Source organism: Methylobacterium sp. 4-46, from assembly GCF_000019365.1.
Taxonomy (GTDB): Bacteria; Pseudomonadota; Alphaproteobacteria; order Rhizobiales; family Beijerinckiaceae; genus Methylobacterium.
On sequence record NC_010511.1, the window covers coordinates 2745780 to 2764503 of the forward strand.

Annotated in this window: 20 protein-coding genes; 14 read left to right on the forward strand and 6 right to left on the reverse strand. The window is 73.0% G+C overall.

Features of this window, described 5'->3' with window-relative positions; translation table 11 throughout:
• Positions 1-47: 47 nt before the first annotated feature.
• A complete protein-coding gene (locus tag M446_RS11805) occupies positions 48-368 on the reverse strand; it encodes a helix-turn-helix domain-containing protein (RefSeq protein ID WP_012332336.1) in 321 nt (106 codons plus the stop codon).
• A gap of 58 nt (positions 369-426) precedes the next feature.
• Entirely contained in the window at positions 427-693 is a 267-nt protein-coding gene (locus tag M446_RS11810; RefSeq protein ID WP_012332337.1) for a BrnT family toxin, read from the reverse strand.
• A gap of 87 nt (positions 694-780) precedes the next feature.
• Here M446_RS11810 and mmsB point away from each other — a divergent pair, with 87 nt between their 5' ends.
• The 9 genes from mmsB to tatC all read left to right on the forward strand — a co-directional run bounded on the left by mmsB (position 781) and on the right by tatC (position 9754).
• The gene (gene mmsB, locus M446_RS11815; RefSeq protein ID WP_012332338.1) at positions 781-1671 is read left to right on the forward strand and encodes a 3-hydroxyisobutyrate dehydrogenase; all 891 of its coding nucleotides are present in this window, start codon (positions 781-783) and stop codon (positions 1669-1671) included.
• A gap of 128 nt (positions 1672-1799) precedes the next feature.
• Positions 1800-3560, forward strand: a complete 1761-nt coding sequence (gene argS / locus M446_RS11820) for an arginine--tRNA ligase (protein ID WP_012332339.1) — start codon at positions 1800-1802, stop codon at positions 3558-3560.
• A 141-nt stretch (positions 3561-3701) separates the two neighbouring features.
• Positions 3702-5093, forward strand: coding sequence for an SPOR domain-containing protein (locus M446_RS11825; protein WP_012332340.1), 1392 nt, complete (start codon positions 3702-3704; stop codon positions 5091-5093).
• Between the two features lie 305 nt (positions 5094-5398).
• Positions 5399-6424, forward strand: coding sequence for a beta-N-acetylhexosaminidase (gene nagZ / locus M446_RS11830; protein WP_012332341.1), 1026 nt, complete (start codon positions 5399-5401; stop codon positions 6422-6424).
• 9 nt (positions 6425-6433) lie between these two features.
• Positions 6434-7210: a segregation and condensation protein A gene (locus M446_RS11835; protein WP_012332342.1), complete on the forward strand. Its 777-nt coding sequence runs from the start codon at positions 6434-6436 to the stop codon at positions 7208-7210.
• Positions 7207-7863: an SMC-Scp complex subunit ScpB gene (gene scpB / locus M446_RS11840; protein WP_012332343.1), complete on the forward strand. Its 657-nt coding sequence runs from the start codon at positions 7207-7209 to the stop codon at positions 7861-7863. Before M446_RS11835 ends, scpB begins: the two co-directional genes overlap by 4 nt.
• Positions 7864-7986: 123 nt before the next feature.
• Positions 7987-8253: a twin-arginine translocase TatA/TatE family subunit gene (locus tag M446_RS11845; RefSeq protein WP_012332344.1), complete on the forward strand. Its 267-nt coding sequence runs from the start codon at positions 7987-7989 to the stop codon at positions 8251-8253.
• 191 nt (positions 8254-8444) lie between these two features.
• Positions 8445-8966, forward strand: a complete 522-nt coding sequence (tatB, locus tag M446_RS11850) for a Sec-independent protein translocase protein TatB (protein ID WP_012332345.1) — start codon at positions 8445-8447, stop codon at positions 8964-8966.
• A complete protein-coding gene (gene tatC, locus M446_RS11855) occupies positions 8963-9754 on the forward strand; it encodes a twin-arginine translocase subunit TatC (protein WP_012332346.1) in 792 nt (263 codons plus the stop codon). Before tatB ends, tatC begins: the two co-directional genes overlap by 4 nt.
• Before the next feature lie 174 nt (positions 9755-9928).
• Here the strand turns inward: tatC and M446_RS11860 are convergent, their stop codons facing one another.
• Complete coding sequence (locus M446_RS11860) at positions 9929-10819, reverse strand: ATP-binding protein (protein WP_012332347.1); 891 nt, start codon at positions 10817-10819, stop codon at positions 9929-9931.
• Between the two features lie 97 nt (positions 10820-10916).
• Positions 10917-12017: a PAS domain-containing protein gene (locus M446_RS11865; protein ID WP_012332348.1), complete on the reverse strand. Its 1101-nt coding sequence runs from the start codon at positions 12015-12017 to the stop codon at positions 10917-10919.
• A 346-nt stretch (positions 12018-12363) separates the two neighbouring features.
• Between M446_RS11865 and yajC the strand changes: the two genes are divergently transcribed.
• The 5 genes from yajC (at position 12364) to M446_RS11890 (ending at position 16668) form a co-directional block, all read left to right on the forward strand.
• Entirely contained in the window at positions 12364-12699 is a 336-nt protein-coding gene (gene yajC, locus M446_RS11870; protein WP_012332349.1) for a preprotein translocase subunit YajC, read from the forward strand.
• A gap of 49 nt (positions 12700-12748) precedes the next feature.
• Entirely contained in the window at positions 12749-14353 is a 1605-nt protein-coding gene (gene secD / locus M446_RS11875; RefSeq protein ID WP_012332350.1) for a protein translocase subunit SecD, read from the forward strand.
• 106 nt (positions 14354-14459) lie between these two features.
• Positions 14460-15410 (forward strand): protein translocase subunit SecF, encoded by a 951-nt coding sequence (gene secF / locus M446_RS11880; protein WP_012332351.1) that lies wholly within the window; start codon positions 14460-14462, stop codon positions 15408-15410.
• The gene (locus tag M446_RS11885) at positions 15407-15796 is read left to right on the forward strand and encodes an Mth938-like domain-containing protein (protein ID WP_012332352.1); all 390 of its coding nucleotides are present in this window, start codon (positions 15407-15409) and stop codon (positions 15794-15796) included. The genes secF and M446_RS11885 overlap by 4 nt, the downstream gene beginning before the upstream one ends.
• 2 nt (positions 15797-15798) lie before the next feature.
• Positions 15799-16668 (forward strand): phytoene/squalene synthase family protein, encoded by an 870-nt coding sequence (locus M446_RS11890; RefSeq protein ID WP_012332353.1) that lies wholly within the window; start codon positions 15799-15801, stop codon positions 16666-16668.
• Positions 16669-16808: 140 nt separating this feature from the next.
• Here M446_RS11890 and trmFO read toward each other — a convergent pair whose 3' ends face one another.
• The gene (gene trmFO / locus M446_RS11895) at positions 16809-18230 is read right to left on the reverse strand and encodes a methylenetetrahydrofolate--tRNA-(uracil(54)-C(5))-methyltransferase (FADH(2)-oxidizing) TrmFO (RefSeq protein WP_012332354.1); all 1422 of its coding nucleotides are present in this window, start codon (positions 18228-18230) and stop codon (positions 16809-16811) included.
• Between the two features lie 134 nt (positions 18231-18364).
• Positions 18365-18517: a DUF1127 domain-containing protein gene (locus M446_RS35160; protein WP_083784665.1), complete on the reverse strand. Its 153-nt coding sequence runs from the start codon at positions 18515-18517 to the stop codon at positions 18365-18367.
• Positions 18518-18724: the final 207 nt, after the last annotated feature.

The following is an 18724-nucleotide window of genomic DNA, read 5'->3' on the forward strand; positions in this document are numbered from 1 at the left end:
ATGATGCAAGAACAAGAGCTAAGCGGAGTTGCCCGGCGCAGCTCTGCTTAAGAGGGAGACGCCTTCGGAACGGCCCAATCGCGCTGAGCGTCGAGAGCCCGGCGCACGCCCTCCGGATCGCGGGCGATCACCGTCAGGTAGGCGCGGGAGGGCTGATCCGGGACCGTGCGCCCCTGCTCCCAGTCGCGCAGGGTGCCGAGCGGGATCTGGTAGCGCGCAGCGAATTCCTCCTGCGTGAGGCCGAGGGCGCGGCGCAGGGTTCGGATCCGCGGGATCCGCCGTGCGGTCGCCAGGTCGCCGGGCGACCTCGGCCGGGCGTCCGGATCGGCGGCGGCGGCGGCGACGTCCTCCTCGGTCATCGGGCGCATGGGCGCCTGCCCGAAGGCGATCTCGCTCCCGTCAGGGTAACCCCGGACGATCGTCCCGTCAGGACGAATTCTCGCGGAAAGAGTGGTCTTGCTCATGACGCTCCGCTCGCCGGGCCGAGATCAAGCGGATCGCCTCGCCCCGCTCGGTGTAAGTCACGTGAATGACGACGCCGTCGCAGACGCCGAGGAGAGTGATCCGCTCTTCGCCGCATTCGGCCCGGTCGTCGATCCACTCCACCGCGAAGGGATCGCGAAACGCGCTGACCGCCGCCTCGAAAGCGATGCCGTGCCGACGCAGGTTGAGGCCGCCTTGCGCGGATCCCACTCGAAGCGGATCGTCATGAATGTACGGATTCTCCGTACGGGACTCAAGTGCCGCTAGGGTAGCATGGCGGCGAGAGGGAGACGCATCGTGACCTCGATCGCATTCCTGGGCCTCGGCAACATGGGCGGGCCGATGGCCGCCAACCTCGTGAGGGCGGGGCACGCCGTCACCGGCTACGACCTCGCGCCGCCCGCCCGCGAGGCGGCGCGCGCGGAGGGCGTCGCCATCGCCGAATCCGCCGTCGCCGCGGCGGCCGAGGCCGAGATCGTGGTCACGATGCTGCCGGCCGGCCGGCACGTGCTCGGCCTCCTCGACGAGATCCTGCCCCGGGTGCCGGCCGGGGCCCTCCTGATCGACTGCTCGACCATCGACGTGGAGAGCGCCCGGGCCGCCCATGCCAGGGCGGCGGAGCGCGGCCTCGCCAGCCTCGACGCGCCGGTCTCCGGCGGGGTCGGCGGCGCCAGGGCCGGCACCCTCACCTTCATGGCCGGCGGGGCGCCCGAGGCCTTCGCCCGCGCCGAGCCGGTCCTCGCCCGGATGGGCCGGCGGATCGTGCATTGCGGCGAGGCCGGGGCCGGCCAGGCGGCCAAGATCTGCAACAACATGATCCTCGGCATCTCGATGATCGGCGTCGCCGAGGCCTTCGTGCTCGCCGAGAAGCTCGGCCTCTCGCACCAGGCGCTGTTCGACGTCGCCTCGACCTCCTCGGGGCAGTGCTGGTCGCTGACGAGCTACTGCCCGGTGCCGGGACCGGTCCCGGCCTCGCCGGCCAACAACGCGTACCGGCCGGGCTTCGCCGCCGCGCTGATGCTCAAGGACCTCCGCCTGTCGCAGGAGGCGGCCGCCTCGACCGGGGCCGCCACGCCGCTCGGTGCCCGGGCGGAGGCGCTCTACGCCGCCTTCGAGGCGGCCGGGGAGGGGGGGACCGACTTTTCCGGCATCATCCGCCACCTGCGGGCGCTCACCCGCGAGGCCTGAGGCGGCCGAATCCTTCCCCGGCCACGCTTGTGTGGAGGGGGCGGGCCGTGAGATGAGCCCGGCTTCGGCACCGGCGCCGCGCAGGAGCGCGGGCCGGCGAGGCCCGGTTCAGTCTTCGGTCGCGACCCATGAACATCTTCGCCGCCTTCGAGGAGCGCATCGGCGAGGCGCTCGCCACCCTCACACGCGCCGGGCAGCTGCCCGAGGGGCTCGACCTCGGCCGCGTCGTGGTCGAGCCGCCGCGCGACCCCGGCCACGGCGACCTCGCGACCAACGCCGCCCTGGTCCTCGCCAAGGAGGCCCGCACCAACCCCAAGGCCCTGGCCGAGCTCCTCGCGGCCGAGCTGCGGCAGGATCCGCGCGTCACCGAGGCGAGCGTCGCCGGGCCGGGCTTCCTGAACCTGCGGCTCGCGCCCGAGGTCTTCGCCGAGGTCGTGCGCGCGGCGCTCGCCTCCGGCGAGGCGTTCGGCCGCGGGGCGCGGCGGCCGGGCCTCGTGAACGTCGAGTACGTGTCGGCGAACCCGACCGGGCCGATGCATGTCGGCCACGGCCGCGGCGCCGTCTTCGGCGACGCGCTGGCCAATCTCCTCGCCGCGTCCGGCCGGGAGGTGGTGCGCGAGTACTACATCAACGATGCGGGGGCGCAGGTCGACGTGCTCGCCCGCTCCGCCTACCTGCGCTACCGGGAAGCCCTCGGCGATGCGATCGGCGCGATCCCCGAGGGGCTCTACCCGGGCGATTACCTCAAGCCCGTGGGGCGGCGCCTGGCCGAGACCCACGGCCGCGCTCTCCTGCGCGAGCCCGAATCGGCCTGGCTGCCCGTGGTGCGGGACTTCGCCATCGCCGCCATGATGGACCTGATCCGCGACGACCTCGCCGCGCTCGGCATCCGGCACGACGTGTTCTTCTCCGAGCGCACCCTGCAGGGCGGCGGCGATGGCGGCGCGGTCGGGGCGCTGATCGCGGAATTGCGCGAGAAGGGGCTCGTCTACGTGGGGCGCCTGCCGCCGCCGAAGGGCCAGCTGCCGGAGGATTGGGAGGACCGCGACCAGACCCTGTTCCGCTCCACCGCCTTCGGCGACGACATCGACCGGCCGCTGCTCAAGTCGGACGGCACCTACACCTACTTCGCCTCCGACATCGCCTACCACGCCTCGAAAGTGGCGCGGGGCGCGACCGACCTCATCGACGTGCTCGGCGCCGATCACGGCGGCTACGTCAAGCGGATGCAGGCGGCGGTGCGGGCGGTCTCGGACGGGCGCGCCAGCCTCGACGTGAAGCTCTGCCAGCTCGTGCGCCTGCTGCGCGGCGGCGAGCCGGTCAAGATGTCCAAGCGCGCGGGCGAGTTCGTGACCCTGCGGGAGGTCATCGACGAGGTCGGCCGCGACCCGGTCCGCTTCATGATGCTCTACCGCAAGAACGACGCGACCCTCGATTTCGACCTCGCCAAAGTGGTCGAGCAGTCGAAGGACAACCCCGTCTTCTACGTGCAGTACGCCCATGCCCGCACGGCCTCGGTGTTCCGGCAGGCCCGCGAGGCCTTCCCGGGGGAGGACCTGTCGCCGCAGGCCCTGGCGGGGGCGGACCTCTCGCTGTTACGTGATTCGGGGGAGGCCGACATCATGCGCCTCGTCGCGCAATATCCGCGGGTGATCGAGGCGGCGGGGAGCGCCCACGAGCCGCACCGGCTGGCCTTCTACCTCTACGAGCTGGCCAGCGCCTTCCATAGTTTCTGGAACAAGGGCAAAGACTTGCCGCAATTACGATTTGTTAATCAGACCGATCGAAAGTCCACGCTGTCGAGGCTGGCCCTCGTCGCGGCACTGCGGGGCGTCCTCGCCTCCGGCCTCGGGATCCTCGGCGTCACCGCGCCCGACGAGATGCGGTGAGGGCGAGGCCCCGCGCGACGCGCCGGCCCCGACAGCGTGGGACGGCCGCTTCCTCGATCGGGCGGCGGCCTCCCGGCGGCGCCGCGCCGGGATCGGGCCATCGCGGTGAGGTGAGGCAGGCGTGAACAGGATGGGGCTGCCATGACGATCAACGCTTCCCGGATCCCCGTCGATTACGACGGGTTCGAGCCGGACCGGCAGCAGCCCGAGGAGCCCCGCGCGCCGGCCCAGGGGCAAGTCCAGGGCCACGCCCCGGGCCAGCCCCGCGAGGGCGGCCGCATCGATCCGCTGGCCGAGCTCGCCCGCATCGTCGGGCAGGACGATCCCTTCCGCGCGCTGCTCGCCGCCAAGGACACGCTGCGTGCGGGCCCCGCCGAGGCGGCGGGCGGACGGATCGAGCCGCAGCTGCCGAATTACGGCGGCGAACCGCCGGAGCCCGCCCGCGGCCCGTCGCTCGCCGCCTTCAACCAGTATCTCTCGGCCGTGCAGCGCGAGCCGGACCCGGAGCCCGCGCCCCTGCCCGAAGCTGCGCCGCAGGACGCGGCCGAGGAGCCGCTGCCGGAAGCGCCGCGCGGGCGGCGGCGGCTCGCCCTCGTCGGCACGGCCCTCGGCGTCGTGGCGGTGGCGGTGGGCGGCGCCCTGACCTGGAAGGCCCTCCACCCGAATCGCGGCTCGGGCGCGCCGATCGTCGTGATGGCCGACAAGGCCCCGCTCAAGATCGCGCCCGAGAATGCCGGCGGCGTCGAGATCCCGGACCAGAACAAGCAGATCTACGAGCGCAACGCCAAGGACGGTCAGATCAAGATCGTCAACCGCGAGGAGCAGCCCCTCGACGTCCGGCAGGCGGCCAAGGCCCTGACCAGCGAGGCCTCCACGGCCGGCACGCCGGTTCCCGCCCCGGGCGCGCCCGTCAACATGCTCACCGAATCGCTGGGCGAGCCGCGCCGGGTGCGCACCGTGACCGTGCGGCCCGAGCCGCCGCCCTTCGAGGCCCAGCGCGCCGCCCAGGCCGGCACGCAGGGCGGCGCCCCGGCGCCGCGGGCCGAGGCCACGCCGGTCCCCACCATGACGCTGCCCGAGCCGGTGCCGGCCAACGCGACGCCTCGAAGCGCGACGCGCGGGATCCCGGCCGCGACGACGCCGGCGCCCGCCGAACCCCGGGCGGCCGAGACCGTGGCCTCGACCACGGTCGCGCCGCCGAAGCCCAAGCCGCCGAAGCCGGCGCCGCAGCAGGTCGCTTCGGCCGAGCCGCCCGCGCCGAAGCCCGCGGTCGACACCCAGGCCCCGGTCGGCGGCTTCTCGGTGCAGCTCTCGGTGCGGGCCACCGAGAAGGAGGCGCGGACCGCCTTCACCCAGGCCCAGGAGCGCTACGCCTCCGAGCTGAGCGGCCAGTCCCCGCTGATCCGGCAGGCCGAGGTGAACGGCAAGACGATCTACCGGGTCCGCGTCGGGCCGATGTCGAAGGAGAGCGCCACCGGCCTCTGCACCCGGCTGCAGGCGGCGGGCAGCGCCTGCTTCGTGGCGAAGAACTGATGCGGGACCGGATCACGCGCCTGCGCGGCGCCTGAGCGACGCCGACAGCCGCATTGCCGAAATGGGAGATGGCGACGCCATCGACCGGATGGCGGATGAGGCAAGGAATCCCCCGGCGGCGCGGCCGCGCCGCCGGACCCTCGCCGCCCCGCGCGGCGCCCCGCGCGGCGCACCGCGCCGCCGCCGAGCGACCCTGGAAGACGCGGAGCGCCTCGCGCCGCGGTGCCGCGCGTTGGTCGGGGTCGTTCCGCCATGCCGGCCTGGACGGCGCCCCTGTCTCAGCCCAACGCGGAGAACCGCCCCCGATGACGACCCTCGCCCTGATCCTCGGCTGCGCCGGCCGCACGCTCTCGGCCGAGGAGGCCGCCTTCTTCCGCGCGGTGCAGCCCTGGGGCTTCATCCTGTTCAAGCGCAACATCGGAACGCCCGAGGAGGTGCGCGCGCTCACCGCCTCCCTGCGCGACACGGTGGGGCGGGCCGACGCGCCGATCCTGATCGATCAGGAGGGCGGACGGGTGCAGCGCATGGGACCGCCGCATTGGCGGGCCTATCCGGCGGCCGCGCGCTTCCTGCAGGCGGGGGGCCCTGAGGAGGGGCCGGCGCTCGCCCGCCTCGGCGCGCGCCTGATGGCGCACGACCTCGCCGGGGTGGGGATCAGCGTCGATTGCGCCCCCGTCCTCGACGTACCGGTCGCGGGCGCGAACGCGGTCATCGGGGACCGGGCCTACGCCGACGACCCGCGGGAGGTGGCGGCCTTCGGCCGCGCCGTCGCCGAGGGTCTGATGGCGGGCGGCGTGCTGCCGGTGATCAAGCACGTGCCGGGCCACGGCCGGGCCAATGCCGACAGCCACCTCGCGCTGCCGGTGGTGACCGCCCCGCGGGCGGCCCTTGAGGCGCAGGATTTCGCCCCGTTCCGGGCGCTGGCCGACCTGCCTCTCGCCATGTCGGCCCACGTCGTCTTCACCGCCCTCGATCCGGAGCAACCGGCCACCACCTCCGCGACGGTGATCCGCGAGGTCGTGCGCGGCGCGCTCGGCTTCGACGGCCTGCTGATGACCGACGACCTCTCGATGAAAGCCCTGTCCGGGAGTTTCCGCGGCCGCACCGAGGCGGCGTTCCGGGCCGGCATCGACGTGGCGCTCCACTGCAACGGCGAGCGGGCCGAGATGGAGGAGGTCGCCGCGGCCGCGCCGGGCCTGGCCGGCGACGCCCTGCGGCGCGCCGAGGCGGCCCTGGCGCGGCGCATCCCGGCCAATCCCGATTTCGATCCGGCCGAGGCCGCCGCCCGGCTCGAGGCCGGGCTGCGGATGCGCCCGAGCGCCGTGGCCTGACCGGCGGCGATGGAGGCGGGGACCGGCAGCGCCCCGGAGGCCGGAGAGGACCCGACCCTCGTCGTCGACGTCGACGGCTACGAGGGACCCCTCGACCTCCTGCTCGACCTCGCCCGCCGGCAGAAGGTCGATCTCGGGCGGATCTCGATCCTCGCCCTCACCGAGCAGTACCTCGCCTTCGTCGAGGAGGCGCGCCGGCTGCGCCTCGAACTCGCGGCCGATTACCTCGTGATGGCGGCCTGGCTCGCCTACCTGAAATCGCGCCTGCTGCTGCCCGCCCCGCCCCGCGGCCCCGAGCCCAGCGCCGACGCGCTCGCGGGCGTCCTCGCCCAGCGCCTGCGGCGCCTCGAGGCGGTCCGCGACGCGGCCGGGCGGCTCCTGGCCCTCCCGCAGCTCGGCCGCGACGTGTTCGCGCGCGGGGAGCGCGAGGCGGCGCCCCGGCCCGCGGGCGGAGCCTTCGCGGCGAGCCTGCACGACCTGCTCGCGGCCTATGCGCGCCAGCGCGCCGCCCGTGCCGGGGCCAGGGTCTGCCTGAGCCCGCGCCAGGTCTGGTCGCTCCTCGACGCGCGCGAGGCCCTCGAGCGGCTGATCGGTCCCTGCGACGACTGGACCACCCTCGATGCCTGCCTGGCCGCCCACCTCGCCGACCCGGCGCGGCGGGCGAGCGTGCGCGCCTCCTCGCTCTCGGCCGCGCTCGAACTGGCCCGCGAGGGACGGATCACGCTCCGGCAGGACGCGCCCTTCGCGCCGCTCTGGCTTCGCCCGGCCGCCGGGGAGGGAGGATGACCCGCCCGACGCCTGCGCTGCGCCGGCCGGACCCGGCGCCCGACAGCCACGCCCTGCGCCTCGCCGAGGCGCTGATCTTCGCCGCGGCGCGGCCCCTCGACGAGGCGGCCCTGGCGGCGCGCCTGCCGCCCGGCACCGACGTCGCCGCCCTCGTGGCGGAGCTGCGCCGCCTCTACGGGGCGCGCGGCATCAACCTCGTGCGGGTCGCGGGCGGCTACGCCTTCCGCACCGCCCCCGACCTCGGTCCGGAGCTGCGCGGCGACGCCCCCGAACCGCGCCGGCTCCCGCGGGCCGCCGCCGAGATCCTGGCGATCATCGCCTATCACCAGCCGGTGACCCGGGCGGAGATCGAGGAGATCCGCGGCGTCTCGACCGCGAAGGGCTCCCTCGACCTGCTGCTCGAGACCGGCTGGGTGCGCCTGCGCGGGCGGCGGCGCACGCCGGGCCGGCCGGTCACCTACGGCACGACGCCGGCCTTCCTGGAGCAGTTCGGCCTCGAGTCCGTGGCCGACCTGCCGGGGCTCGACGAGATGCAGGGGCTCGGCCTCCTCGACGCGCGGCTTCCGGCCGGCTTCGCCGTGCCGCTTCCCTCGGACGCGGCGGCCCTGCGCGCCGACGAGGATCCCCTGGCGGACGGACCGGAGGAGGGCTGAGCCCCCCGCGGCTGTTGGCTCCGCCGAGAAGCGCTTGTTTTCGCCCCCGGCGGTCCTTAGGTTCCGGCCAGCCTCAAGAGACCACGCCGCGCGGGCCGCGTCCGCGCGGTGCAGGAGACAGCCATGGGTGGCGCAAGCATCTGGCACTGGATCGTCGTCGGCGTGATCGTCATGCTGCTGTTCGGGCGCGGCAAGGTGTCCGAGCTGATGGGCGACGTCGCCAAGGGCATCAAGGCCTTCAAGAAGGGCATGGCGGACGAGGATCAGCCGCAGGCTCCCGTCGTCGCGGCCCCGCCCGTCACCGCGACCGAGCCCGTCCGCACGCTGCCGCCGCACCCGACGGAGCCGGCGCCGGCCACGCACGCGACGGTGGACCGCAAGGTCGTCTGAGCCGCGGGCCGGCGGCGGCGCGCCGCTTCCCGGGCGCCCGCGCCGCGGGAGCGCCGGAGGGAGCGGGCGGATGAGGCGGGATCGAGGCGATCTCCGCACGGGTGTGGCGTCGCGGCCGGAACCGTGCTTGAGAGAGCCCGCCGCGGGGCGCCCGGGACGGGCCGCCGCGCAAGCTGCAGGGCCGTGACGCCATGTTCGATATGAGTTGGGGCGAGGTGATGCTGATCGGCGGCGTCGCGCTGATCGTCATCGGCCCGAAGGACCTGCCCCGCGCGCTGCGCACGGTCGGGCAGATGACCGCGAAGCTCCGGCGCATGGCCGGCGAGTTCCAGGCCCAGTTCAACGAGGCGATGCGCGAGGCCGAGCTCGACGAGGTGCGGCGCGAGGTCGAGGGCATCAACCGCTCGGTCTCCTCGGCCTCCGCGCCGTTCAACCCGATCCAGTCGATCCGCAACGAGATCCGCAGCGCCGTCGAGGCGCCGACCCCTCCGGCTCCGCCGCCGTCGAACGAGGCGCTCGCGGCCGCCACGGCGCAGCTCCAGGCCGAGTCGGCCGCCTCCCCGGCGGCCGAGACCGAGGCCCCGGCGGCCGAGGCCGAGCCCCCGGCGAGCGAGGCCGAGGCCCCGCTGCCTGAGCGCCGCGCGGCGCCGGAGACGGCGCCGGACGCGCCGCCCCCGCCCTCAAGCCCGCCCAGCACAGGCCAGAATCCATGACCACCGAGGCCGACGAAGCCGAGATCGAGGCCTCGCGCGCACCCCTGCTCGACCACCTGATCGAGCTGCGGGCGAGGCTGATCAAGTCGCTGCTCGCCTTCGGGGTGATGTTCTTCGTCTGCTTCTTCTTCTCCCAGCACATCTACAACGTGCTTCTCTACCCTTACGTGCAGGTGGTGGGAGCCGAGAAGGCGCGGCTGATCGCGACCCACTTCCTCGAGCAGGTCTTCACCAACATCAAGCTGAGCGTGTTCGGGGCGGGTTTCCTGGCCTTCCCGGTGGTGGCGACGCAGATCTACGCCTTCGTGGCGCCGGGCCTGTACCGCAACGAGCGGCGCGCCTTCCTGCCCTACCTGATCGCCACGCCGGTCTTCTTCCTGCTCGGCGCCCTGGTGGTGTTCTTCGTGGCGATGCCGATCCTGATCCGGTTCTCGGTCAGCCTGCAGCAGATCGGCCAGACGGGCGAGGCCACGATCGAGCTGCTGCCGAAGGTGGACGAGTACCTGTCGCTGATCATGACGCTGATCTTCGCCTTCGGCATCGCCTTCCAGATGCCGGTGATCCTGACCCTCCTGGGCCAGATCGGGCTGATCGACTCGAAGTTCCTGGCCGAGCGGCGGCGCTACGCGATCGTGCTGGTCTTCGTGGCGGCGGCGGTGCTGACGCCGCCCGACGTGATCAGCCAGCTCTCTCTCGCGGTGCCGATGCTGCTGCTCTACGAGGCCTCGGTGTGGTCGGTGCGCGTGATGGAGCGGCGGCGCGCCCGCGAGGAGGCGGCGGTGGAGTGATCCGCTGTCCGGACGATCACGTCCGGAGAGCGGATGACGAGCCCGCGCGGCCGTGAGCGACGCCGGCATCCCGCGTTGCGACGCGATCCGTCGGATGTCGTATGACGGGGCCCCTCGAGGGCCGTCCGGCTCACTCCCTGGAGGGATCGCCGGCCGCGCCCGGGCGCCGGCGGCTCATGCGTCGAGGTGCTTGCCGAGCCGACCGGCGAGGTCCTGGATGTACTGGAAGGCGGTGCGGCCAGAGCGCGAGCCGCGCGTCGTCGCCCATTCGAGCGCCTCGGCGCGCAGCTGCGCCGGCGGCAGATCGAGGCCGTACCGGCCGACATAGGCGTCGATCATCGCCAGGTACTCGTCCTGCGAGCACTTGTGGAAGCCGAGCCACAGGCCGAACCGGTCGGAGAGGGAGACTTTCTCCTCCACCGCCTCGCCCGGGTTGATGGCGGTCGAGCGCTCGTTCTCCACCATCTCGCGGGCGAGCAGGTGCCGCCGGTTCGAGGTGGCGTAGAAGAGGACGTTCTCCGGCCGCCCCTCGATGCCCCCGTCCAGCGCCGCCTTCAGGGACTTGTAGGAGGTGTCCTGCCCGTCGAAGGAGAGGTCGTCGCAGAACACCACGAAGCGGTGCGGGTCGGGGCGGAGCAGCGCCATCAGGGCCGGCAGGCCCTCGATGTCCTCGCGATGGATCTCCACGAGCTTGAGCGGCCGCTGGCCGGGCTCGCGCCGGGCGTTGATCTCGGCGTGGACCGCCTTGACCAGGGACGACTTGCCCATGCCGCGGGCGCCCCAGAGCAGGGCGTTGTTGGCCGGGAGCCCGCGGGCGAAGCGGTCGGTGTTGTCGAACAGGGTGTCGCGCATCCGGTCGATGCCCCGCAACAGCCCCATCTCGACCCGGTTCACCTTCGGAACCGGCTGCAGGCGGTGCTCGGCCTGCCACACGAAGGCGTCCGCCGCGCCGAGATCCGGCGCGGCCTCCGGCTCGGGGGCGGCGCGCTCCAGGGCCTCGGCGATCCGATGCAGGAGGGGGAGGAGGGAGGCGAGGGCGGGGTCGGAGGGCGTCGGCGCGGTCATGTGGGCGAGCTAGCAGAACCGCCCGGTCCGCTAAAGCCCCCAACCGGCGGCCGCGCCCCGGCTCCGTCAGTCGCGCTTTCCGTCAGTCGCGCTTTCGTCAGTCGCGCTTGGAGACCGCGATGGCCGCGTCGAGCCGGGTGAACACGATTCCGGCCGCCCGCAGGGCCGCCAGCGCGCGGTGCAGGCTGCGCGCGCCGTGGCTGCACGTCTCCTCCTCCAGCCGCCGAATGGTGGAGAGCGACAGGCCGCTCGTCCGGGCGAGGTCGGTCATCGACCAGTCGAGGAGCGCCCGCGCGGCGCGCAGGTGGCGCCCCTCGATGCCGTCCTCCAGGGCCTCCCGCAGCCGGCCGGTGGCCCGCGGCGGGCCGCACTCGGCCGGGTGCGTGAGGGTGGCCCAGCCGTCGAGGGTCCGGTCCTCGCGCCAGACCGGCACGAACCAGCCGTTGAAATGCTGCACCCCGCCCCGGGCGAGCCGGAAATGGGTCTCCACCGAGAAGGGCTTCGCCTCGGAGATCCGGGCCCGCACCGCGTCGCGCAGGCGGTCGCGCTCCTCCGGGATCAGCGTGCAGGTCCAATCGTCCGCGAATTCGTCCTGGGTGACGCCGGTGAGCGCCAGCAGCTGCTGCGAGGCGACCCGGCGGGTGCGGGTGTAGACCGAGAAATGCGTCCAGATCGACCTCTCCTCGAACAGGACCATGCGGCGGCGATGGTCCTCCAGGCGCGCCCGCCGCATCATCTCCTGCTCGGTCACGTCGATGACGATGCCGGCGGCCCCCGACGGGCGGCCGTCCACGCCGCAATAGATCTGGCCGCGGGTGAGCAGCACCCGCACGGACCGGTCCGGCCGGATCACCCGCACCTGCTGGTCGGCGAGGTAGGTGAGGAAGACGACCTCGGCCGGGCTCGCCATGGCCGCCCGGTCGGCCGGGTCCACGAGGTTGTAGAGCAGGTCGTAGCTCGGCCGGCGCTCCGTCCGGTCCAGGCCGAGGATCTGGTACATCGCCGGCGACCAGTAGTGCTCGTTGCCGCGGAAGCGCCAGCTCCAGCGTCCCAGCAAGCCCCACCGCTCGATCAGCTGCAGGAAGTCGTCCGACGTGAAAGGGGTGAAGGTCGCGTCTATGGGACCTGATGCCTTCGGGGAATGCACGGTGAGAGGATAGGCGACGACGATGCCGCGCGGCGCGGCTCGGGGAGGCATCGCAGTGCCGTCCGCCCCGCCCACGGCCCGCCAGAGTTCCGTGCGCGGTGAAGTCGGCCCCGCGAACAGCTATCCTCGGTTGTAGCCTTTGGAACCATATTGCATCGCGTCGATCTGACCATGTGAAATATTGTTCAACTAAGTATAACTGAGAATTTTCCTATGGTCAATTGCCGCAAGGACCGAGACGGTGCGGTGCGAGGGTCCGGCCGGCCGGTGCGCGACGCCGCCGCGGGGTCGGGCAGCGCCATTGCGTTCGGGTCGCCCCTGGCTATAGTCCGCGCGCTTTTGCCAGGCCGGCGGGCAACCGCGCGGCCGCTTTCGTCTTGGATCGGGAGACCTCCACGTGATCACGCCCGCCTTCGCGCAGGGAACCGGTGCCGCCGCCGGTGGCACGGACGTCATCTTGCAGGTCGTCCCCTTCGTTCTCATCTTCGTGATCATGTACTTCCTGATCCTGCGCCCGCAGCAGAAGCGCGCGCGCGAGCATCAGGACATGGTGAAGAACGTCCGGCGCGGTGACACCATCGTGACCACGGGCGGCATCGTCGGGCGGGTCGCGAAAGTCGCCGACGAGGCGAGCGAGATCGAGGTGGAGATCGCCGAGGGCGTGCGCGTCAAGGTGGTCCGCACGATGATCGCGGAGGTCCGGGCCAAGGGCGAGCCGGTCAAGGCCGCCTGAGGCGGCGGCGGCGGCACGGCCACCACAGGCAGGGTTTTGGAATCGCGCGATGCTCCGTTTTTCCTCCTCGAAGCTCGTCGGGACGCTGGCGGTGATCATCGTCGGCCTCGCCCTCGCCATCCCGAGCTTCTTCAGCCCCGAGCAGCGCAAGGCGTTCGTCGCCTCGGCGCCGTCCTGGCTCACCGCCCTCGTGCCGACGCGGGCGATCGTGCTCGGCCTCGACCTCCAGGGCGGCTCGCAGATCGTGCTGGAGGTGGACCGGCCCGACCTCACGCGCACCATGGCCCAGCAGCTGCGCGACGACGTGCGCCGGGCCCTGCGCGAGGAGGGGGTGCAGGCGGATGGCGGCGTCCAGATCACGCCGCGGGGCGTGCAGCTGCGCGTCAGCGATCCGGCGGCCCGCGCCAAGGCCCTGCCGAAGCTGCAGGCCCTGTCGCAGCCGGTGACGGACGCGGTGCTCGGCCAGACCGGCGCCCGCACCCTCGAGGTGCGCGACGAGCCGAACGGCACGATCCAGCTCACCTTCACGGAGGCGGGCACCAACGCCCGGGTGCGCCGGGCGGTCCAGCAGGCGATCGAGGTGGTGCGCCGCCGCGTCGACCTCGGCGGCACGACGGAACCCTCGATCCAGCAGCAAGGGGCCGACCGCATCCTCGTCCAGGTGCCGGGCCTGCAGGATCCCCAGCGCCTGGAGGAGCAGCTCGGCAAGACCGCCAAGCTCGAATTCCGCATGCTCGCCGACAGCGCGGCCGGCGACGTCGACCTGCTGCCCTCCCGCGATTCCAACGGCCAGAAGGTGCCGGTCGAGCGCCGCGTGATGGCCGACGGCGCCGACCTGACCGACGCGCAGCCGGGCTTCGACCAGAAGACCAACGAGCCGATCGTCAACTTCAAGTTCAACCTGCGCGGCGCCCAGCGCTTCGGCCAGGCGACGAGCGAGAATGTCGGCCGCCCGATGGCGATCGTCCTCGACAACGAGGTGGTGTCGGCGCCCCGCATCCTGCAGCCGATCACCGGCGGGCAGGGCCAGATCTCGGGCCGCTTCACGGTGCAGCAGGCCAACGACCTCTCGGTCCTGCTGCGCGCCGGTGCCCTGCCGGCCAAGCTCAACATCATCGAGCGCCGCACCGTCGGGCCGGGCCTCGGCCGCGACTCGATCGAGGCCGGCAAGCTCGCCACCATCGCGGCCACGGTCCTGGTCGTGACCATGATGTTCGCCTGCTACGGCGTCTTCGGTCTCTTCGCCAACATCGCCCTGATGGTCCATGTCGGCCTCATCCTGGGCCTGATGTCGGTGCTGGAGGCGACCATGACGCTGCCGGGCATCGCCGGCATCGTGCTCACCATCGGCACCGCCGTCGACTCGAACGTGCTCATCTACGAGCGCGTGCGCGAGGAGGTGCGGGCCGGTCGCTCGATCCCCTCCGCCCTGCAGGCGGGCTTCGACCGCGCCTTCGCCACCATCGTCGATTCGAACTCGACCATGGCGATCGCCGCCATCATCCTGTTCTTCATGGGGTCGGGACCGGTCCGCGGCTTCGCGGTGGTGTTCATCCTCGGCATCCTCACCACCGTGATCACCGCGGTCACCCTGACCCGGATGATGATCGCCGTCTGGTATCACCGCTTCCGGCCGAAGGTGCTGCCGATCTGACCGCCGAAATCCGCGCCGCCCCCGCGGCGGCGCTCCTCCGGGACCGCTCCGCGTCCCGGCGGGACGGTCGACCGTCCCGGCAGCGCCCGACCTTTCGAGACCCGCGATGCGCCTCCTCCGCCTCTGGCCCGACGAATCCCACTTCGACTTCATGCGCCTGCGGCGCTTCAGCTTCCCGCTCTCGGCGCTGATGTCGGTGGGGACGCTGGTGCTGTTCCTGATCATCGGGCTCAATTTCGGCATCGACTTCAAGGGCGGCACCCTGATCGAGCTGCGCCCGAAGGCCGGCCAATCGGACGTGGCCTCGGTGCGCCACACCGCCAACGGCTTCGGCTTCGGCGAGACCGAGGTGCAGGAATTCGGCAATCAGGGCGCGATCTCGATCCGCTTCCCGCTCCAGGCCGGCGGCGAGACCGGGCAGACCCTGGTGATGCAGAAGGCCCACGAGGCCTTCGACAGGGACTACGCCTTCGACCGCGTCGAGACCGTCGGGCCCCGCGTGTCGGGCGAGCTCGTGCAGTCGGGCACGATCGGCGTCGTCCTGTCGGTCGTGGCGGTGCTGCTCTACCTCTGGTTCCGGTTCGAGCGGGAACTGGCGCTGGGCGCCATTGTCGGCACGCTCCACGACATCGTGCTCACCGTCGGCGTCTTCGTGATCTCCCGGATCGAGTTCAACATGACCTCGATCGCCGCCATCCTCACCATCGTGGGCTACTCGCTGAACGAGACCGTAGTGGTGTTCGATCGCACCCGCGAGCTGATGCGGCGCTACAAGACCATGCCGACCGAGGAACTGCTCAACCGCTCGATCAACTCGACCATGTCGCGCACGGTGATGACCGCGACCTCGACCGCCCTGTCGCTGGTCGCCCTGGTGCTGTTCGGCGGCGAGGCGATCAAGGGATTCTCGGTCGTGATGTTGATCGGCGTGGTGATCTGCACCTACTCGGCGATCTTCATCTCGTCGCCGTTCCTGATCTATATCGGCCTGCAGGCCGGCGGCGGGATCCGGGCGACCGGGCGCGACCCCGCGGCCCTGCCGCAGGCGGCCGAATGAGCGGGGAGGGCCGCCTGCACGAAGGCTTCGTCCCCGGGCGCCACCTGATCGACGCCTACGGGGCGGGGGGGTTCCGCTTCGCCGAGATGTCGCATCGCGGCTCGATCCTGGCCCTGCCCTCGGGCATCCACGCCTGGGCGGTGACGGAGGCGGCCGGCATCGACGCGGCGAGCCTCGCCCCCGTCCTGGCGGCCTCCGGCGAGGTCGATCTCCTGCTGATCGGCACCGGGCGCGAGATCGCGTTCCTGCCGGACGCCCTGCGCCGGCGCCTGCGGGAGGCCGGGATCGGCCTCGACGTGATGCAGACCGGGGCGGCCGCGCGCACCTACAACATCCTGGCGGCGGAGAACCGCAAGGTCGCGGCGGCCCTGATCGCGGTGGCGTGAGGATGGGCGCCGAGACGGCCAGGAACGGCCTGGACTGGGCCTACGCCCATTGCGAGGCGCTGGTGCGCGAGGGCGACCCCGACCGCTACTTCGCCGCCCTGTTCGCCCCGGCGGGGAAGCGGCCGCACCTCTTCGCGCTCCACGCCTTCAACCTGGAGGTCGCCCGCGTGCGCGACGCGGTGTCGAACCCGATGCCGGGCGAACTGCGCCTGCAATGGTGGCGCGACGCGCTCCAGGGCGAGGCGCGCGGCGACGTGCGCGCCCACCCGGTCGCCGCCGCCCTCGACGACACGCTGGTGCGCCACCGCCTGCCGCGCCAGCCGCTGGTGGCGCTGGTCGATGCCCGCGTCTTCGACCTCTACGACGACCCGATGCCCTCGACCCACGACCTCGAAGGCTATTGCGGCGAGACCGCCTCCAGCCTGTTCCGGCTCGCCAGCATCGTGCTGGCGGATGGCGGCGAGCCGGGCGGGGCCGCGGCGGCCGGCCACGCCGGCGTCGCCTACGCGGTGGCGGGGCTGCTGCGCGCGCTGCCCTGGCACGCGAGGCGCGGCCAGGTCTATCTCCCGGCCGACATCCTCGCCCGCCACGGCGTCACCCGCGAGGACATCGTGGCGGGCCGCGGCGGCCCGGGCCTGAAGGGCGCCTGCGCGGATCTGCGCGCCCTCGCCCGGCGCCACGTCGCCGCCTGCGCCAAGGAGCGCGGCGACCTCGCGGCCGCCGGCGCGCCGGCCCTGCTGCCGGTCGCCCTGGTCGAGCCCTACCTGCGCGCCATGGAGCGGCCCGGCTACGAGCCCCTGCGCAGCGTGATCGAGATTCCCCGCTGGCGGCGGGTGCTCCGCCTGTGGCGGGCGGCGCGCGCCGGGGCCTGAGACGGGATCCGGTTGATCGAGGCGGATCCCGGATCACGCGCCCGCGCGGCGCCTGAGCGAAGCTCTCATCCGCCACCCCGAAGGGATCGATCGGATCCGGTATGGGACGCCGCCGATCGGCCCCGGCCCGGACCCGGCCCCTATTCCGCCGCGGCGGGCAGGCCCGGCTCGCCGAGCCACGCGGCGAGGTCGGCCCGGGCCCGGTCGGTCAGCGCGCGCTTCTTGGCCTGCGCCTTCTCGGGCCCGCGCAGGCGGCGGCCGTCCGGCGCCTTCGGGGCGTGGTCGAGGGGCGGGAAGAGGCCGAAATTGACGTTCATCGGCTGGAACGAGCGCGGCGCCCCGACCTCCTCGGCGCTGACGTGCCCGCCCGTGATGTGGGCGATCAGGGCGCCGAGCGCCGTCGTCGGGGGCAGGGGGGCGAGGGCGCGGCCCCGGCGCTCGGCCGCGGCGTAGCGGCCCGCCATCAGCCCCACCGCCGCGCTCTCGACGTAGCCCTCGCAGCCGGTGATCTGGCCGGCGAAGCGCAGGCGCGGCGCGGCCTTCAGGCGCAGCGTCGCGTCGAGGAGCCGCGGCGAATCGAGGTAGGTGTTGCGGTGCAGGCCGCCGAGCCGGGCGAACTCGGCCCTCTCCAGGCCCGGGATGGTGCGGAAGATCCGCACCTGCTCGGCGTGGCGCAGCTTCGTCTGGAACCCGACCATGTTGTAGAGCGTGCCGAGCGCGTTGTCCTGGCGCAGCTGCACGATGGCGTAGGCCTTCACGGTCGGATTGTGCGGGTTGGTCAGGCCGAAGGGCTTCATCGGCCCGTGGCGCAGGGTCTCGGGCCCGCGCTCGGCCATCACCTCGACCGGCAGGCAGCCGTCGAAATAGGGCGTCGAGGCCTCCCACTCCTTGAAGGAGGTGGTCTCGCCCGCGCGCAGGGCCGCCACGAAGGCCTCGTACTGCGCCCGGTCCATCGGGCAGTTGATGTAGTCGGCGCCCGTGCCGCCCGGCCCGGCCTTGTCGTAGCGCGACTGGAACCACGCCACGCCCATGTCGATCGACTCGCGGTGCACGATCGGCGCGATCGCGTCGAAGAAGGCGAGGGACTCGGCACCGGTCAGGCCGCGGATCGCCTCGGCGAGGCCGGGCGCCGTGAGCGGGCCGGTCGCCACGATCACGCTGTCCCAGGAGGCGGGCGGGAGCCCGTCGATCTCCTCGCGGGCGATCGTGACCAGCGGATGGGCTTCGAGCGCCCGCGTCACCGCCCGGGAGAAGCCCTCGCGGTCGACCGCCAGCGCGCCCCCGGCCGGCACCTGGTTCGCGTCCCCGGCCCGCATGATCAGCGAGCCCAGGCGGCGCATCTCCTGGTGCAGCAGCCCGACCGCGTTCAGCGCCGCGTCGTCGGAGCGGAAGGAGTTGGAGCAGACGAGTTCGGCGAGGCCGTCCGTGCGGTGCGCCTCGGTCGCCCGCAGGGGCCGCATCTCGTGCAGCACGACCGGGAGGCCGGCCTCGGCGATCTGCCAGGCGGCTTCGGAGCCGGCGAGGCCGCCGCCGACGACGTGGATGGGGGAGGATCCGGACATGCCCCGGCATATCGGATCCGCCGGTCCCGAATCAACGCGGCACCGCCGGCGGGGCAGGGCAGACATGCGAACGCCCGCCGGAGGGGCGGGCGCGGGACGGCCGAAGGCGCGTCGGTGTCGGAGCTGCGAGGCGATCAGGCCGCGTGCGTGCGCGCGATGCCGACGATGTCCGAGCGGCTGATGCCGAGATCGTCGAGCTCGCGGTCGGTCAGGCGGGACAGTTCGACGACGGTCTCGCGGTAGCGCAGGTACGCGCGGATCTTGCTGAGGATGACGGACACGAACATGGTGGTTGACCCCTTGGTGGGCAGCTCCTGCCGCCCGTGGCGGCATCGGCGCCTAATTCTGTTGCAACGCACCATATGGGGAAGCGGCCCCGCCTGAGGAGTCGCGGGACCGTAGGTCAGGCATGCACCCTCGGAATGCGCAGAGTAGGAAATCGTCAACCCTCTGCGCTGCGCGCAGAACAGGCAGCCGTGCGGCCGCGGCCACGC